Source organism: Roseburia sp. MSJ-14 (assembly GCF_018918225.1).
Lineage (GTDB): Bacteria > Bacillota > Clostridia > Lachnospirales > Lachnospiraceae > Petralouisia.
On sequence record NZ_JAHLQD010000014.1, the window covers coordinates 1 to 15,881 of the forward strand.

At 38.3% G+C, this 15,881-nt stretch carries 11 protein-coding genes and 2 pseudogenes; 11 read left to right on the forward strand and 2 right to left on the reverse strand.

All coding sequences use genetic code 11. The features are described from left to right. Positions 1-247, forward strand: a pseudogene (locus KQI83_RS06385) (IS4 family transposase); the annotation flags it as partial. A 251-nt stretch (positions 248-498) separates the two neighbouring features. Here the strand turns inward: KQI83_RS06385 and KQI83_RS06390 are convergent. After that, positions 499-2,241, reverse strand: a complete 1,743-nt coding sequence (locus KQI83_RS06390) for an IS1634 family transposase (RefSeq protein ID WP_216555722.1) — start codon at positions 2,239-2,241, stop codon at positions 499-501. A gap of 243 nt (positions 2,242-2,484) precedes the next feature. Here KQI83_RS06390 and KQI83_RS06395 point away from each other — a divergent pair. The 3 genes and pseudogenes from KQI83_RS06395 to KQI83_RS06405 all read left to right on the forward strand — a co-directional run. Beyond that, positions 2,485-3,291: pseudogene (locus KQI83_RS06395) on the forward strand (site-specific integrase); the annotation flags it as partial. A 109-nt stretch (positions 3,292-3,400) separates the two neighbouring features. Beyond that, positions 3,401-4,411: a hypothetical protein gene (locus KQI83_RS06400; RefSeq protein WP_216555728.1), complete on the forward strand. Its 1,011-nt coding sequence runs from the start codon at positions 3,401-3,403 to the stop codon at positions 4,409-4,411. Continuing rightward, a complete protein-coding gene (locus KQI83_RS06405) occupies positions 4,405-5,871 on the forward strand; it encodes an ATP-binding protein (RefSeq protein ID WP_216555735.1) in 1,467 nt (488 codons plus the stop codon). The genes KQI83_RS06400 and KQI83_RS06405 overlap by 7 nt, the downstream gene beginning before the upstream one ends. A 362-nt stretch (positions 5,872-6,233) precedes the next feature. Here KQI83_RS06405 and KQI83_RS06410 read toward each other — a convergent pair whose 3' ends face one another. Next, positions 6,234-6,737 (reverse strand): helix-turn-helix domain-containing protein, encoded by a 504-nt coding sequence (locus tag KQI83_RS06410; protein ID WP_118392505.1) that lies wholly within the window; start codon positions 6,735-6,737, stop codon positions 6,234-6,236. Positions 6,738-7,308: 571 nt separating this feature from the next. Here KQI83_RS06410 and KQI83_RS06415 point away from each other — a divergent pair. The 7 genes from KQI83_RS06415 to KQI83_RS06445 all read left to right on the forward strand — a co-directional run bounded on the left by KQI83_RS06415 (position 7,309) and on the right by KQI83_RS06445 (position 15,843). After that, a complete protein-coding gene (locus KQI83_RS06415) occupies positions 7,309-7,608 on the forward strand; it encodes a hypothetical protein (RefSeq protein ID WP_118392504.1) in 300 nt (99 codons plus the stop codon). After that, positions 7,605-7,799, forward strand: a complete 195-nt coding sequence (locus KQI83_RS06420; RefSeq protein ID WP_118392503.1) for a hypothetical protein — start codon at positions 7,605-7,607, stop codon at positions 7,797-7,799. Before KQI83_RS06415 ends, KQI83_RS06420 begins: the two co-directional genes overlap by 4 nt. After that, positions 7,792-8,712 carry a ParM/StbA family protein gene (locus tag KQI83_RS06425; protein ID WP_117582551.1) on the forward strand — a complete coding sequence of 307 codons (921 nt, stop codon included), beginning with the start codon at positions 7,792-7,794 and terminating at the stop codon, positions 8,710-8,712. Before KQI83_RS06420 ends, KQI83_RS06425 begins: the two co-directional genes overlap by 8 nt. Before the next feature lie 11 nt (positions 8,713-8,723). After that, positions 8,724-9,170: a hypothetical protein gene (locus tag KQI83_RS06430; protein ID WP_199412716.1), complete on the forward strand. Its 447-nt coding sequence runs from the start codon at positions 8,724-8,726 to the stop codon at positions 9,168-9,170. A gap of 5 nt (positions 9,171-9,175) precedes the next feature. Beyond that, positions 9,176-9,349, forward strand: a complete 174-nt coding sequence (locus KQI83_RS06435; RefSeq protein WP_015516967.1) for a hypothetical protein — start codon at positions 9,176-9,178, stop codon at positions 9,347-9,349. 181 nt (positions 9,350-9,530) lie between these two features. Then, positions 9,531-10,373 (forward strand): hypothetical protein, encoded by an 843-nt coding sequence (locus KQI83_RS06440; protein ID WP_117582543.1) that lies wholly within the window; start codon positions 9,531-9,533, stop codon positions 10,371-10,373. A gap of 91 nt (positions 10,374-10,464) precedes the next feature. Beyond that, positions 10,465-15,843: a SpaA isopeptide-forming pilin-related protein gene (locus KQI83_RS06445; RefSeq protein WP_216555737.1), complete on the forward strand. Its 5,379-nt coding sequence runs from the start codon at positions 10,465-10,467 to the stop codon at positions 15,841-15,843. Positions 15,844-15,881 lie beyond the last annotated feature (38 nt).

A 15,881-nucleotide genomic window follows, 5' to 3' on the forward strand; every position in this document is an offset into this window, starting at 1 on the left:
CAATTTCTGTGAAATAATTACAGCGCATGTCGTTATAAATAAATGTACACAAAAACATGTATATCAAGTTAACTATACATTTGCCATACATATATGCAGATATTTCATAAGTAAAATGGTGGAGAAATCTCCGCCAGATGTTGAAGCATTGATACGTAAGGAAATTTTACCTGTTCGTCCTGGGCGTCACGACCCTCGCAAAGTTGACCACAAGAAAGCAGTAAGTTTTCTCTACAGAGTAGCCTAACATCAAATATAATATACTATTTTTTTTGACAGATGAAAACATCTGTCTATTTGTGTTTGCCAAAAATTTCGGAATACAATAAAAATCATCCTATTCCTACGCCATGATTTAAAAGATAGAAATAGGATGATACTAATATCCCATCTTTGACAGTTGGAAAGCAAAAAAACGGTTGTGAAGCCAGTAAAATCAAGGCTTGCAGCCGTTTTTCGTTTCGCAGCGATATGTGCTATTGTGCTATATTTTTTATACTATGGTAAATTTATTTCTTTTGTCTGCTTGATGATGCTTCGCATCGTAGATTTTTTGATAAATTCATAGTCTGTCCGAAAACCAAAAGTTTTGTGTAAAGAGTCTGTTATTTCAGTTCGGGTGTAGGATGGAACGTAGCCATTAGCGGTATTTAACAGTGTCATTTTCATAGATCGCAGAGTCTCTATGATCTGCTCTGTTGTATAGCTGTTTCCTATTTTCTTTTCTAACAGACGGTAGAGAAGAAGGCTGATATAACAGGTCATGAAATGTGCCTTGATCCGGTCATCTCTTCTGACATAAACAGGTCTGGCTTCGAATTCTGTTTTCATGATTCTGAAGTTTTCTTCAATTTCCCAGCGCTGCTTGTTAATCTTTATGATTTCCTCGAGATTTCCCTCCAGATTTGTCATAACCGCATAGAAACCATCGAAAAGTTCTTCCTTGGCTATCTGTTCCTCATCAATCTCATATACTTTCTTTTCTGCAATCTCACCATCGTTTGTTACGGCAGTATTTTTCACAAAACGCATTGGATCATTTTGATTTTTGCCCTTTCGTTTTTGGCAAGGAGAGTTAATAATCATTTCTGCACGCTCGATTTGACGTGACCGTATTCTTTGCTGATAAGCTTTATATTTCGGTGAGTATGTAACGATTAGTGTCTCATCCAAATCTCCGGTAACAACAGGAACTTCCTTGTAGTAAATGGAGTTAAAAACTTCTTCATCGGTTTCGTCCAAAGTTCTGATATCTATAAAATCTGTCGAACCAACTTTTCTGAACTGTGTTGGATTTAAGGCAATATCACGGTCTTCCTGCCTCATCTTTTTAAGGGAATGCGTGTTGACGTAAGCCCGATTTCCGATGCTGTTAAATGCTCGGTTATTTGCACTTCCAAGACCGGCATCTGAACAGAAAATAAATTCACTACAGTTAAAATCTTTTATGATTTTCTTCTCCAGAGGCTTAAGCGTTGTTTGTTCGTTTTGATTACCTGGAAAAGCATCGAATGCAAGTGGAATGCCATCAGCATCCATAAACAGCCCCATACCAACAATCGGATTTGGGCGGTGCTCTTTGCTTTTTCCATAGTGCTTCAAACCGCTTTCTTCCTCAATCTCAAAGTAATAATTCGTACAGTCATAGTAAAGTATCTTTTGATTTCTTGGATGGATGAAGTTTGAATTTTTGTACAGTTCACTTTGGATAAAATCCGACTCTTCCGCGATTACAGATAAAGCTCTGTAAACATCCTGAATCTCATACTTTGGTGGTTCGAGAAGCGTTTTGCAAAAGTTATAACTGCTGAGCTTGCTTGAAGGAGAGAGAACCCTTGCGTAAACGAGATCAGTAAGAATGGCATGGAAGTCATACTTGAATTTATGGCGCCCTTTAATCACCCGGCAGATGTTATCAATGTGTAACTCCGCACATAATTGTTGAAGAAATAGATAACCGGCATGAAAAGAACGTGCCTCGTTCATAGGAATGCAGGCAGCTTGGGAGAATTCAACCGTTACTTTCCCCGTACGCTCATTGTAGAGAGCTGTTTCTTTGGCAGCTTCGCTTTTCGCCCAAGCCATAAGTTTTTCATTATCACCATTGAACTGTTCCAACAAGATGTTGTATTTTCCAAGCTTCTTATAGATACGAGATGATGATTTTCCGTCCTTTTTACGGAATGATTGATAAATGTAAACGTCTTTATTATTTTTACTACCTGTAACTGCAATATACATAACACAAACCCCTTTTCTTTTAATTATACCACACTATTACAAACAAGTACATACTAAAGCAAAAAATTGACATAAAAAATGCAGGTTTTATGCGACCTGCGATAACTTTTTTAAATATTCAACTGTCAAACTCCCGTGTTTGCCAAAAATTTCGGAATACAATAAAAATCATCCTATTCCTACGCCATGATTTAAAAGATAGAAATAGGATGATACTAATATCTGTTTATCTTAATGACATTGGTGTTGCGACCAGCTTTTCAGATGGCGGTGGATGATGACATTCTGGTAAAGAATCCATTTGGATTTCAGCTTGCCGGAGTATTGGTAAATGACGCAGTGACAAGAGAGGCAATCACAAAAGACTAGATGCGAAAGTTCCTAAAGTTTGTACATGACGATGTGGTGTACTGTAAATATTATGACGTGGTGTACATACTATTTCATACAGGAATGCAAATTTCGGAATTTTGTGGACTGACGCTGAAGAACATTGATCTTGAGAACAGAACTGTAAATATCGACCACCAGTTGCAGAGAACATCGGATATGCGATATATCATCGAAACCACAAAGACAGATGCTGGAACAAGGATATTGCCGATTACAGAGGATGTGGCACAGATGTTTCAGGCAATCATCGAGGACAGGAATGCTCCGAAAATGGAGAAATCCATAGACGGATATAGCGGATTCCTATTTTACGATGATAATGGAATGCCACTTGTGGCAATGCACTGGCAGCACCGATTCAATCATATGGTTGGGAGATACAATGATATCTATAGGGTGCAGATGCCAAACATCACGCCTCATGTATGCCGACACACCTATTGCTCGAATATGGCAAAATCGGGAATGAATCCAAAGACACTGCAGTACCTCATGGGGCATTCGGATATATCAGTCACGATGAATGTGTACACGCATATCGGATTTGATGATGCTGAGGAAGAATTGAAGCGGATGGAAGAGTTTAGGAAGGCACAGGTGGAGGTTGAGCAGAAGAAAGAGAAACCGATGTCGCAGAAGATGTTTAAGGTAATTTAATAGAGAAGATAGGTGGCGCTCCGGCTTAGACTGGGGCGTTTTTTCTGTGGAAAAGAAGTGAAAATGACGATATAATATAAAATAGAATGTGAAATGGAGGTGAAGAAGGGTGGAAAGGAGTCGTAGAGCAGATGCGGTTGTTTTTGGATTCGATTTTCAGGTTAATGCTGCAATAGTTCTTTTTTTGGAAAATATAGAAGATGTGGAAAAAATTTGTCTCGAAGGTAATTATGAGGATATAGAATTAGAGCTTTCCTCTGGAAAGATGATATTGGCTCAAGCAAAAGCAGTCGAAAAAGCGAGTTCCGATTTTGTTAATGTGAGAAAAAATTTAAAAAAAGCACTCACATCATTATCAGAGGCTGGAGAAAAGGTTGATGCAAAGGAATTAATTGTAATTACTAATTCCCCCAATCCCTTCAATGATGATAAGTCTAGAAATATTTTTTACGGGCATGCACATAGGAATTATAATACATTACCGCCATCGGCTAAGGAGATAGTCGACAGATATTTATCAAAAATGGAGAAACCTCTTGATACTGATAAATTAAAAATACAAGTTTTACCTTTTGAAACAGATGACGAAAATGAAAGATATAAAGTCATTATGGAATGCATAAACGATTTTATGGGGAATTTGAATATAAGCATTTCTGGAATTGGAAGGAAGATGTTAGAAACATGGCATTGGCAAGTGTTTGATAATGGCGGGAAAAAAGATTCGGCTATAAAATTGACAAAAAAAGATATTATATGGCCCATTCTTGTACAAATAACAGAAATTGAACAATGTGAAGATTCGTTTCTGGAGCAGTTTGATTCTGGCGTGTATGAAGAAGTGGTAAATAGGTATTCTGAGGTAATTAATTCACACTGTGAGCAGTGCGAGTTTTTTATAAAAGTTTTAAGTGATTATAACAATTTTAAGACAGAAAAAAAGCAAAGTGAAAAATTAAATGAGTTTATAGAAATTCAGTGGAAAGACTATATTTCAGAATTTGCCGTTGATGGTGTGGAAGAAGAGATACAGGAGGCACTTGCAAAAATTGTCATACATAATATTATAAAAAGACGCTTTACAATAGATCGAATCAAGAAAGGAGTGAAATTGTGTTAATAAAATCAATTTATATTCGAGATGGTCTATTTGAACGAAATATTTCATTTGAAACTAATGCAAATTTGATTTATAGCGAAAAAAATAGTTGTGGAAAAACTACTTTAGTAAGATTTATATTATATGCATTAGGGTATTCGATACCAAGTACAAAAAAAATAAAATTTGAGAAATGTTTTGTAAAAGTACAATTGGTTCTTGATAATAGGAAGTGTGTATATTTAACCAGAGAAAGTAATTCGACTATATCATTTATTTGTGATAATGAGGAAAAAATATATGTATTACCAGAACAAATAAGGGAGCTTCATTCAAAAATATTTAATACGGAAAATGAAGAAATTTTAAACAATTTGTTAGGAACTTTTTATTTTGATCAGGAGAAAGGGTGGACGCTGTTAAATAGAGGAGTAGTTATTGGAAGCATACATTTTAATATAGATGAACTTGTTAGAGGAATTTCGGGTAAAGATTGTTCTGGGTTAATTTTAAAAGAAAAAAAGCTTGTAGCAGACTTATCTAAATATAAACAAATGTTCAGTATAGCACAATACAGGGACAGTATAAATGAAGATAGCTTGATTGATGATACATATCAAGAAAAAACTGACATTGAACTTGAACAGTTAAGAATGAAACAGTCTTCGATTAGGAGGGAAATTAGCAGAGTTAATCAGAGTATATCTGGAAATAAAAAATTTCAAGAATTTGTTGCAGATATGAAATTACTGGTAAGAACTGATGAGGGACAGTGCATAACTGTGACTAAAGATAATATTGTTGGTTTAAATGATGCAATTGATTTATTGGTAGCAAAGAAAAAAATGTTGTCATGTGAATTGGCTGATGTGGTTTCTAAAATAGAAAAAATACAACGTGAACAAGAAAAGGAAAATGATCAACTTTCTTTTTTTGAATCGGATTCGGTTGCTGCCGCATTTGATAAAAGAATTGTGTCTATTCCAATGAATCAAATTGTGATAAAAAAGGAAATTGAAAAAATCGAAAAAGAATTAAAAAGTGTTCGGGATGAGATTGCTAAAATATCAAGAAGTGATAATGCAGTTGTTTTGTCACTTTACCAAACAATAGTTAAATATGCGAAAGAATTAGGCATTGGAGATGCAGAAAGCATCACTAAAAAATATTTATTTACATCGAATTTAAAAGAACTGACAGGAGCTGTGCTTCATAAAACGGTGTTTGCATTTAAGATGGCGTATATTGTGGAACTTGAAAAACATCTACAAATAAAATTACCAATTATTCTTGATTCTCCAAGAGGAAAAGAAGTTGATCAAGAGAATATTGATTTGATGATGAATATTTTAAAGCGTGATTTTAGTGAAAATCAAATAATTATTGCTTCTATTTATTGTTATTCTTTTCCTGAGATTCATGAAATAGAATTGAAAGAAAATTTGATTGATCAATTGGTTGTGAATAAAGAAGATATTTGATTGATTCTTAGTAGTAAGAAAATCTCTTTTACTACTAATTTTACTACTAACAGGTAGTAACAACTTGCTCTGATTTGCCACAATCTGTAATTTTAGAGCATATCACAATAACCCCGGAAAACCTTGCAAAACAGGGTATTCCGGGGCAATTCAAGGAGAAATAAAACAATGATAAAAATACTTTTCATCTGCCACGGCAATATACTAACCTTGATTAAAAATACTTGATTTTACAGTGTTTTGGGGATGTTACAGTAGATTTTTACCAACGATTTACCAAAGCTATTTGAGTAGGGGATAAACTACTCAGGATATGTAAAGTGAAGTATTATAATAGAGTCCTAGCAAAGAAAATCCGCAATTTAGCGGATTTTTTTAATACATTCGTTAAATAAGAGCAATCTGTTAATCTTATCATCATAAAATTCTTTTTGCTGTTCAATCACAGCTTTATCATTATCCTCATAGGCAATTAAATCTATCTGTTGTTTACAATTTAGATAAGAACAAATAGCTTCATTTATTTGTGAATCTTCAAATGTCATGTGTATGCTGCTGGGGATGTAGTTGCCATCTTTATCCTTATCAGCAGATATTTTCAATGGAGATTGTTCGTTAAGCTTCATAACTAAAGAAAGAACATCACTAACAGTATTAATATCGTAATCAAGAAATACAGTTACGCTAATGCCAAGAGCTTCTGCTATTTTTTGAAGCTGATCTGGTTTTGGATTTCGTTCACCGCTTTCATATTTCTTTATGGTAGATAAATAAATACCGGACTGTTTTGATAATTCGTCCTGTGTCATATCTTTTAATTTTCTATATTTTTGAATTTTACTTCCAATTGAATGTCTATTATCCATTAATAATCACCTCAAACAAATTGATATGAATATTTTAACACAGAGTTCACAAAAGTGGTACATTATTTTGAAAATATATTGACAACCACAAATGTGGACTATATAATGAAAATACGAACAGACCACAAATGAGGACTAACATAAAAAGAATAGATATGTTGAAAATACTTCTTTTGGCGAAGTTCAAGGATTCAAAATTTTGCTATATCATAATCCTGCGAGTTGCAAAGCAGCTCATACAATTGAATAACAATTACAGATATAGTGATAATTCCGGTTCAGATACCTGATGGAAATCAAATATACTTGCGAAGAGTGCTGAAGGATTGAGAAATGAAAGTGGAGCGAGTAAGGGTAGTCAATACTGTTGCGGAAGGATAATAAACTATGAAGGTGTTCAAAGGGAACTTCCTGGCTCTCAAAAAGGCGGTAGAGAGGATAGCATTATTTAATTTAACTTAATGCGTCGTAAACGCAGATGCGGCTTATCTGTAATTCCTATGTGTGCAGGCAAATGGGAAAAAAGCACACCTACATGGCATGAGCCGTGTAGAAAGCAGGTAAGTAGTGAATGGAATTAACTTTTAAAGGTGTGGATATAAGCACTGAGGAAAAGTTCGTCAGCTACATTAATTCACTGAATACAGCGATAATGAAGCAAAATGCCATGAATGAAATCAAGCAGGATTTATATGATGTTTCTTATTTGAAAAAGCGTTACCGAAAGATTGTAGCCAAAAATGAGAAAGCACTATTTATGGCAGACCACGAATGTTTGAAATGTGTTTATTTCCAAAGACTGGCACGAAAATGTCAGGCAAATTGTAAGTGCCCCTTAGAAGAATCTACAGAAGGAGGCGTATTTACATGAAGCTATGCTGGATTGTTGTGTTGGTCGGAATAAGTATCATCCTGGTTTTTCTATATTCATTAGTTGCAATGTCGTCCAGATCAGAGAGGTTTATTGAGCAGCTTATGGAAGAGGAAGGGAGAAAAGGTACAGATGAGCAGGATATGGAAGCAATTATTACGGAAGGGAAGGAGAGACAGGAACATGAATAACAAGTTAGAAGTAATCGGCATTGATCATGGCTGGTCAATGATGAAAACAATCTCTCAGGTATTTGTCACAGGTGTTAAGGAGATTACAACAACTCCAGCACTTTTCGGTGATGTACTCGAGTATGAAGGAAAGTTCTATAAGGTTGGAACTGTGAGACAGGAGGTAAAGGACACGAAGGTCGAAGATGGCAGCTTTTATCTTCTCACACTTGCGGCAGTAGCTAAGGAACTTAAAAGAAGAGGTCTTGCAGAGGCAAAGGTATTCCTTGCCGTAGGACTACCACTTACAAGGTTTGGAGCAGAGAAGAATGATTTTATCAAGTACCTGACAAAGAATAAGCGTGTAAGCTTCAAATATGAGAATGAGCCGTATTATATTGAAATTGATGATGTGGCAGTATTCCCTCAGTGTTATGCAGCAGTAGTGGACAAGATTCCTACAATGGCAAAGAAAACGCTGATAGTAGATATCGGTAGCTGGACAATCGACATTATGCCGGTAATCAACAAGTCACCGGATGAATCAGAGTGTGTGACGATACCAAAAGGTCTTATTACCTGTATGCGTTCTATCAATGAGCAGTGTGTAAGACAACTTAACGGAGAGGTAGACGAGTCAGAGATACAGAACATCATGCGATATGGCAGGTCAGATATTGATGATGAATACTTTGCCATTATCAAGGCAGAGATAGAGGATTTTGTTGATAAGGTATATAACTCAATCCGTGAGTTTGGGTATAACTTAAAGACTACACCGATTGTATTTGTCGGTGGCGGGGCAGTTGTGATGAAGAATTTTGGTAGTCATGATGCTAAGAACATTTCCTATAACCTTGATGTAAAGGCAAATGCAAGAGGATATGAGCAGCTTGCCACAATGGGACTTAAAAGCACTAAGCGATTATCATAAGGAGGCAGATGATGGGAAGAAGACTTGAATATGAAGTAAAAACTTCTGTCCGCCTCAACATGAGCAATCCTCAGCATGTGAAAATCAATGATGTGATTCAGAACCTTGATCCGAAGATTTTCAAATCTAAGAACCAGTTCATTATAGATGCGATTCAGTTCTACATTGATAATTATGGAAAAGAAACTTTTGTTATCAAGAAGAAGGAAAAAGAGAGGGCTGAATATATCCGGTCAGAAGATATTGATGACATTAAGGAAGAAGTCATTGAAGCAGCAACCAATGAGGCTAGGAAAGAGGTCATAAGGCTGTTAGGCGGAGTGATATCCGGAATGAATGTTGGTCAGCCGGTAATAATGCAGGTAGCCAATAGTGAAGCACAAGAACCTACAGAAGATGTTATGGACGATGCAGATGTTGCAGGACTTGCAATGGGATGGATGTCGAAAGGAGACTGATTATTATGAGAAGAGTTATGGGAGCCGTAGGAACAGTAATTTTAGAGATACTCAAGTGGATATTAAGGATAATTCTTGGAGCGTTGAAGCTGGTCTTAGGACTTGCCAGAATAATTCTTCTTCTATTCGCTATGGTGGCAAGGATATTTCTTTCATTCGTAAGAATGGGCACATTCTGAGAGGAGGTGAGCGTATGCAGGTAAAGGGTTTATTCTTAAATTATAAGAAAAACAGAAGACTTATGCAGTATTTCTTTAAAATAAGAGAGCTGGTATAATGAAAGGAGTTTAAGATGCACAGAATACGGGACAGTCCTATGTGTCCCGTGCATTACAGATAAATAGTTCACCGCAAGGGTGGATGGCACGGAACACAAAGCCCGTCCCTCTTGCGGAGAAGGGATGGGTGATTACTATGAAGAAGATAAGGATTATCTTATTATCCGCAGTACTGGTCTTTTCAATGGCTGCCTGTAATGGTGGTAAGGAAAAGGCTGATAATAAGACAGAGAAACAGACGGAAAGTGTAAAGCCAACTGAAGAAGCAGAAATGGCAACGGAAGCTGTCACAGAGGTCGCAACCGAAGTTGAAATTGAAGAGACAGAGAAAGATATTGCCGAGGCTAAAGATTCAGAAGAGAAGACTGATAAGGAAGATAACCGGTCAGCTGATAATGAAACTGCTTCAAAGCAGGAAGAAAAGCCGGAGCAGAATGACGAGCCGGAACAGAAAGCTCCTGCAAGTGGTAATAAGGAAGCTGGAGGAAATCAGAGTAATGCAGGTAATGGTGGTCAGACTACAGACAGACCGAAAGACAATGTGAGCAATCCACAGCCTGCATCCGTGGCATACAGTCCACAGAATGTTGTGTCACTTGCAACAGCAAAGTGTCAGGCAGGAGGGATGATTACCACACAGCAGAATTTACAGAATCATTTGAATGACGGTAGTATCACGCAGGAAGAGTACAATGAGTATTATCCTTACGATGGTATGGAAGGCTCTTATTATAGTGTGTTTGTAGAGACAGACCTCAACAAAGCAAGTACCATTGATGGACAGCGGTTATCATCTGAGGATGCAATTGCAGAATATATTGCAAGTATGTTACTTTTGGAAACAGATCCGGTATTCTACATCAGTTATGATGGAGTTTACACGACAGGCGGCACAGACTATTACGAGTTTCGATGTCACAGATAAATAAAAACGAATAGAAGCAGAAGGAAGAAAGATGTAAGCCATAAACTTATGTCTTTCTTTTTTTATGCGTAAATTAAGGAGGAAAGAGCATATGAAACAGAAACTAAAGCGTTTTATGGCAGGATTTATGGCTATGCTCACACTGGTTGGAACACTCTTTACGAATGGAACAACAGCATTTGCAGCCAGTCCGCAGGCAAATATTGCGTTCTGGAATGCGTCAGTCAAAAATTCCGGAGAAGTAAGTGAGCTGAAGCCCGGATATAATCATGGCAAGATTCTGTATTCAATTCTTGACGGAAATTCTGCATATTGTATGAATTTCGGATTAAGAGCAGATGGCGGTCAGCTTATGAACAGCTACGATGATGCGAGCACATCAATGTCAGCACAGCAGAGAAAACTTTTAAGTTACTGCCTTTATTATGGGTTTAACAGTACACAAAAGGCGGCACCAAGCAACAGTCAGTGCGATGAGTATATCGCAACTCAGGCAATGGTATGGGTTATTGTAGCAGATATCTTTGGAACCGGAAGTGGTGATTCGGCAGCAAGAAAGCTCTGTAACACAGCACCAAGTCCTGATTCTTCATACAGCTATTATGAGAGACTCAGGGACAATATCAGCAGCTCCTACAATGCAACACTTCCAAGTTTTGCATCACGCAGAATTAGTGAGGCACCAACTTATGAATTAAAGTGGAATGAGGGAAGTCAGAGATTTGAAACAACACTATCTGACAGCAATGGTGTTTTATCGGATTTTGATTTTGGCATCAGCGGATATTCTGTTGATAAGAATGGCAACAGTATTACAATCTCTTCAACGAGCGTGAATACTACAGCTACAACAGGAACATTCACATCCAATGCTGGCAAGGTTGAGACAACATCAAGCTGTGTATTCTGGCTTACAGGAAAGAGCGGATATCAGGAGTTTATTTCTGAAAGACCGACAGCAGATCCTATCAAAGCCTATATCAAGGTCAAGACAGAGAACATCGGATATGGTGAGCTTACAAAGACAGACGAGTCAAGCGGAGTGAAGCTTTCCGGTGCAGTCTATGGAATCTATTCTGACAGCGGATGCACAAACAGAGTACAGACCATGACAACAGATGGAAACGGATATGCAAAGTCAGCTGCACTTGTTGCAGGCACTTATTATGTAAAAGAGATTACCGCACCAAAGGGATATGTCCTTTCCGGTAAAGTTCATACACTTACTGTAAAAGCAGGACAGACAACGGGAATCTCTGCAACAGATAAAGAGCAGCTTGGAGCAATCACAATCTATAAAGAGGGTGAGGTGCTTAGCTCATGGAATGGAAGCAATTTCACTTATGAGAAAAAGAAGCTTTCTGGAGCAACTTTTAAGGTAACTGCTGGAGCAGATATCTATAAGGCAGATGGTACAAAGGTGTATAGTGCTGGCGATGTTGTGGCAGAAAGCCTTACAACAGGAACTGACGGACAGGTGGTATTATCTGACCTTCATCTTGGAACTTATGTGGTAACTGAGATTAAGAGCATTGACGGGTATACAATCAATACCACACCTCAGACAGTAGCAGTTGAGTATAAGGATCAGACTGTGACAGTACAGTATGAATCAACTACGATTGAGAATACAAGACAGAAAGCGGATGTATCTGTCGTAAAGAAGGACTCTGACACAGAGAATCCTCTTGATGGTGGCAAGTACACACTTTATGCCGGAAATGACATCAAAAACTATGCCGGACAGGTTATTGTGACAAAGGGTACAGCTCTTGAGACAGTATCTACAGGTGAGGACGGAAAGGCAAGCTATAGCGTGGATCTGCCAATCTCTAACGGATATTATGTCTCAGAGACACAGGCACCATATGCGTATATCAGAAACAGTAAAGATGTTTACAGCTTCAATTTCAATGTATTACCTGAAACACAGGCAAAGGCATCATTCAGTCACACATTTGTAAATGACAGAACCACAGCAAAGATTCATATCTACAAGGTAGACAAGGAATCAGGCAAGGCAGCAGCCCAGGGAGATGCAAGCCTTGAAGGTGCAGTTTATGGTCTTTATGCGAGAAACGATATCGTGCATCCGGACGGAGCAACAGGAGTCGTATTCAAAGCAGGAGACCTTGTAGCAACACTTACAACAGATAAGAATGGCGAAGCAGAGGTCAATAACCTTTACCTTGGAAACTATTATGTGAAAGAAATCACTCCATCAGAGGGGTATCTCTTAGACGAAGAGGAGCACGATGTAGTATGCGACTATGAGGGAGACCTTGTAGCAGAGGTATCAAGAAGCACAACCTCAGCAGAGCAGGTCATCAAGCAGCCATTCCAGCTTATCAAGGTATCTGACAATGGCGATGATACTGAAGCAGGCTTATTGGCAGGTGCAGAGTTCACAGCTTATTTGAAATCATCTTTACCTGTAAAGGCAGATGGAAGTTATGACTTTGACAAGGCAGCTCCGGTAGTAATCGGGGAAAACGGAGCAACAACAATCACATCCGATGACAAGGGACATGCAGTTTCTATTGCAATTCCTTATGGAACCTATGTGGTAGTTGAGTCAAAGACTCCGCATAATATGAAAACAATCAAGCCATTTGAGGTAAAGATAAAGGAGAATCATCCAACAGAGCCTCAGACATGGAGAGTTTTCTTGGACAGAGAGTTTACAGCAAAGCTTCGTGTAATCAAGAAGGATTCTGATACAAAGCAGACAGTACTTGTACCAAATGCAGAGTTTAAGATTTTCAACCTTGATAAGAACGAATATGTAAAGCAGTACACAACTTATCCGTCAAAGGTAGAGCATACTTCATTCTTTACTGATGAGGACGGAGATTTAATCTTACCGGAGGCACTGAAAATCGGTAACTACCGCATTGAGGAAGTGTCTGCACCATTTGGATATGTTGTAAATGATAAGTATGTCAACATCTCTGTTGATACTGACACAGCATTTGAGACAGATGGTGATACAAATGATGCAATCATTACTGTGGAATATTCCGATGCCCCTGCAGTCGGAGAGCTGACTGTAGAAAAGAAGGGAGAGGTACTTGACGGATTTAAGGGTGGACTCCTGGCAAGCTCATATGAGAAAGAGTTTGTTTATAAGGAAGGCTCACTTGCCGGAGCAAAATTCAAAGTTTATGCTGCCGAGGATATTTACACAGCAGACAACCAGAAGGATGCAGACGGAAACCGCATTAAGTATTACAGCAAGGGAGACCTTGTGACAACTCTTACAACTGGCAAGGATGGAAAGGCAACAGCTAAGAATCTTCCTCTTGGACAGTACAGGGTTGTGGAAGTGGAAGCTCCATACGGATATGTATTAAATCCGAATGAGCAGAAAGTGACATTCACATATATGGATGATAAGACACCTGTTATCAAGGAAAGCCTTACTTTCTCAGATGACAGACAGAAGCTTGATATGTCAGTGACTAAGCTTGATTCAGAAGATAATACACCGATTGTAGGTGCAGTATTTGGTCTTTATGCAGACGAGGATATCAAGAATGTAGATGGCAAGGTAATTATCGAGAAAGGCACACTTCTTGAGAAGACAACATCTGATGAGAATGGAAAGATTGCTTTTGTTAAGGATTATCCATTTGCAAAATATGTTGCAAGAGAGCTTGTAAAGCCTGCCGGATATGTGACAAATGAGGAAGCAGTAAACTTTGATACAAAATATCAGGGACAGGATGTTAAGACTGCTGTATATAACAGCGAGTATAAAAACACACCTACAACCTTTGAGTTTACAAAGACAGATATCACAAGCGGTGCAGAGCTTACAGGTGCAACACTTACTGTACTTGATAAGGATGGAAATGTGGTAGACACATGGACATCTGATGCTAAGGAAGCACATGTGATCAAGAGACTTGTCGTAGGCGAGACTTATACACTTCGTGAGGAATTTGCTCCTTACGGATATCTTAAAGCAACAGATATTAAGTTTACAGTAGAGGACACTGGCAAAGTGCAGCATGTAGAGATGAAGGATGAAGTTCCTACAGGTTCCATCGTTATCAATAAGGACGGCGAATTTGTAACAGACACTACTCTTATGAAGGGTTACTGGTATGACTTTATCTTCAATTTCTTCAAGGACAGCCTTGCAGGAGTAACTTTTGATGTATATGCAAAAGAGGATATCGTAAGTGCTGACGGACTTGACACTGTATATCACAGGGCAGGAGACAAGGTGGCAACCATCGTGACAAATGATAAGGGTATCGCAAGAATTGATGACCTTCCACTTGGCAAGTATTATCTTGTTGAGACAAAAACCATTGATGGATTTGTATTAGATGATACACCGATTGAGGCAGACCTTTCCTATATCGACCAGAATACAAAGGTTGTATTTGCAGGAATGGATGTGACAAATGAGCGTCAGAAAGTGCAGATTACTGTAACCAAGACGGATTTAGAGACTAAGGAAGCACTTGAAGGAGCAGTATTCGGTTTATTTGCGAAAGAAGATATCGTGAACAAAGATGGCAAGGTAATCGTAAAAGCTGATACACAGATTGAGAGAACAGTAACAGGCAAGGATGGAAAGGCTGCATTTACCTCTGACCTTCCGCTTGGACAGTATTATGTCAAAGAACTTGAGGCACCAAAGGGCTATGTGAAGTCAGATAAGACATTTGATGTGGATGCTTCATATCAGGGAGATAAGGTAAAGGTTATCGAGTTTGAGGCAGCATTTGAAAATGCACCTATTAAGGTAGAAATTTCAAAGACAGATATCACAGGTGAGAAAGAGTTACCGGGAGCAAAGCTTTCAGTGATTGATTCGGATGGAAAGCTTGTTGAGAGCTGGACATCAGAGGCAGGAAAGACTCATATGATTGAGAGACTTCCTGTCGGAAAGTACACACTCAGAGAGGAATCTGCACCATATGGATATAAGGTGGCAAGTGATGTAACCTTTGAAGTAAAGGAGACAGCAGAAATCCAGAAGGTATCCATGAAAGATGAACAGGCAGTCGGTAAGATTGTCATTGAGAAAACTGACAAAGTAACCGGAAAGCCAATCGAGGGTGTTGTATTTGAAGTAAGGGATAAGGACGGAAAGGTGCTTGATACACTCACTACTGACAAGAATGGTCATGCAGAGAGCAAGGAGCTTCCTATCTGTACTTACAATGAGGATGGTTCATTTAAGGAAGATATCCATTATACAGTAGTTGAGACAAAAGCAGCTGACGGATATATCCTTGATGAAACAGCTCACGATGTAACTCTTCGATATGATGACAATGCACCGGATGTTGTTGTAGCAACTCTTAAGCTTGCCAATGTACCGACAGAGCCTAAGCTTCCACAGACAGGCGACAATGCAAATCCGCTTCTTTATCTTGGAATCGGTGCACTTGCACTTATTACAGGTGTTGGAGTAGGACTTCGTGGAAGAAAGAAAAAGAATAAACAGTAACAATTAACCTTGCGGGGAATGTAAGCCAGTAACTTATG

Excerpts from the sequence above, each read along its gene's own strand:
- KQI83_RS06390 (WP_216555722.1), bottom strand. The coding sequence starts at position 2,241 with ATGTATATTGCAGTTACAGGTAGTAAAAATAATAAAGACGTTTACATT.
- KQI83_RS06410 (WP_118392505.1), bottom strand. The coding sequence starts at position 6,737 with ATGGATAATAGACATTCAATTGGAAGTAAAATTCAAAAATATAGAAAA.
- KQI83_RS06415 (WP_118392504.1), top strand. The coding sequence starts at position 7,309 with ATGGAATTAACTTTTAAAGGTGTGGATATAAGCACTGAGGAAAAGTTC.
- KQI83_RS06420 (WP_118392503.1), top strand. The coding sequence starts at position 7,605 with ATGAAGCTATGCTGGATTGTTGTGTTGGTCGGAATAAGTATCATCCTG.
- KQI83_RS06425 (WP_117582551.1), top strand. The coding sequence starts at position 7,792 with ATGAATAACAAGTTAGAAGTAATCGGCATTGATCATGGCTGGTCAATG.
- KQI83_RS06430 (WP_199412716.1), top strand. The coding sequence starts at position 8,724 with ATGGGAAGAAGACTTGAATATGAAGTAAAAACTTCTGTCCGCCTCAAC.
- KQI83_RS06435 (WP_015516967.1), top strand. The coding sequence starts at position 9,176 with ATGAGAAGAGTTATGGGAGCCGTAGGAACAGTAATTTTAGAGATACTC.
- KQI83_RS06440 (WP_117582543.1), top strand. The coding sequence starts at position 9,531 with ATGGCACGGAACACAAAGCCCGTCCCTCTTGCGGAGAAGGGATGGGTG.
- KQI83_RS06445 (WP_216555737.1), top strand. The coding sequence starts at position 10,465 with ATGAAACAGAAACTAAAGCGTTTTATGGCAGGATTTATGGCTATGCTC.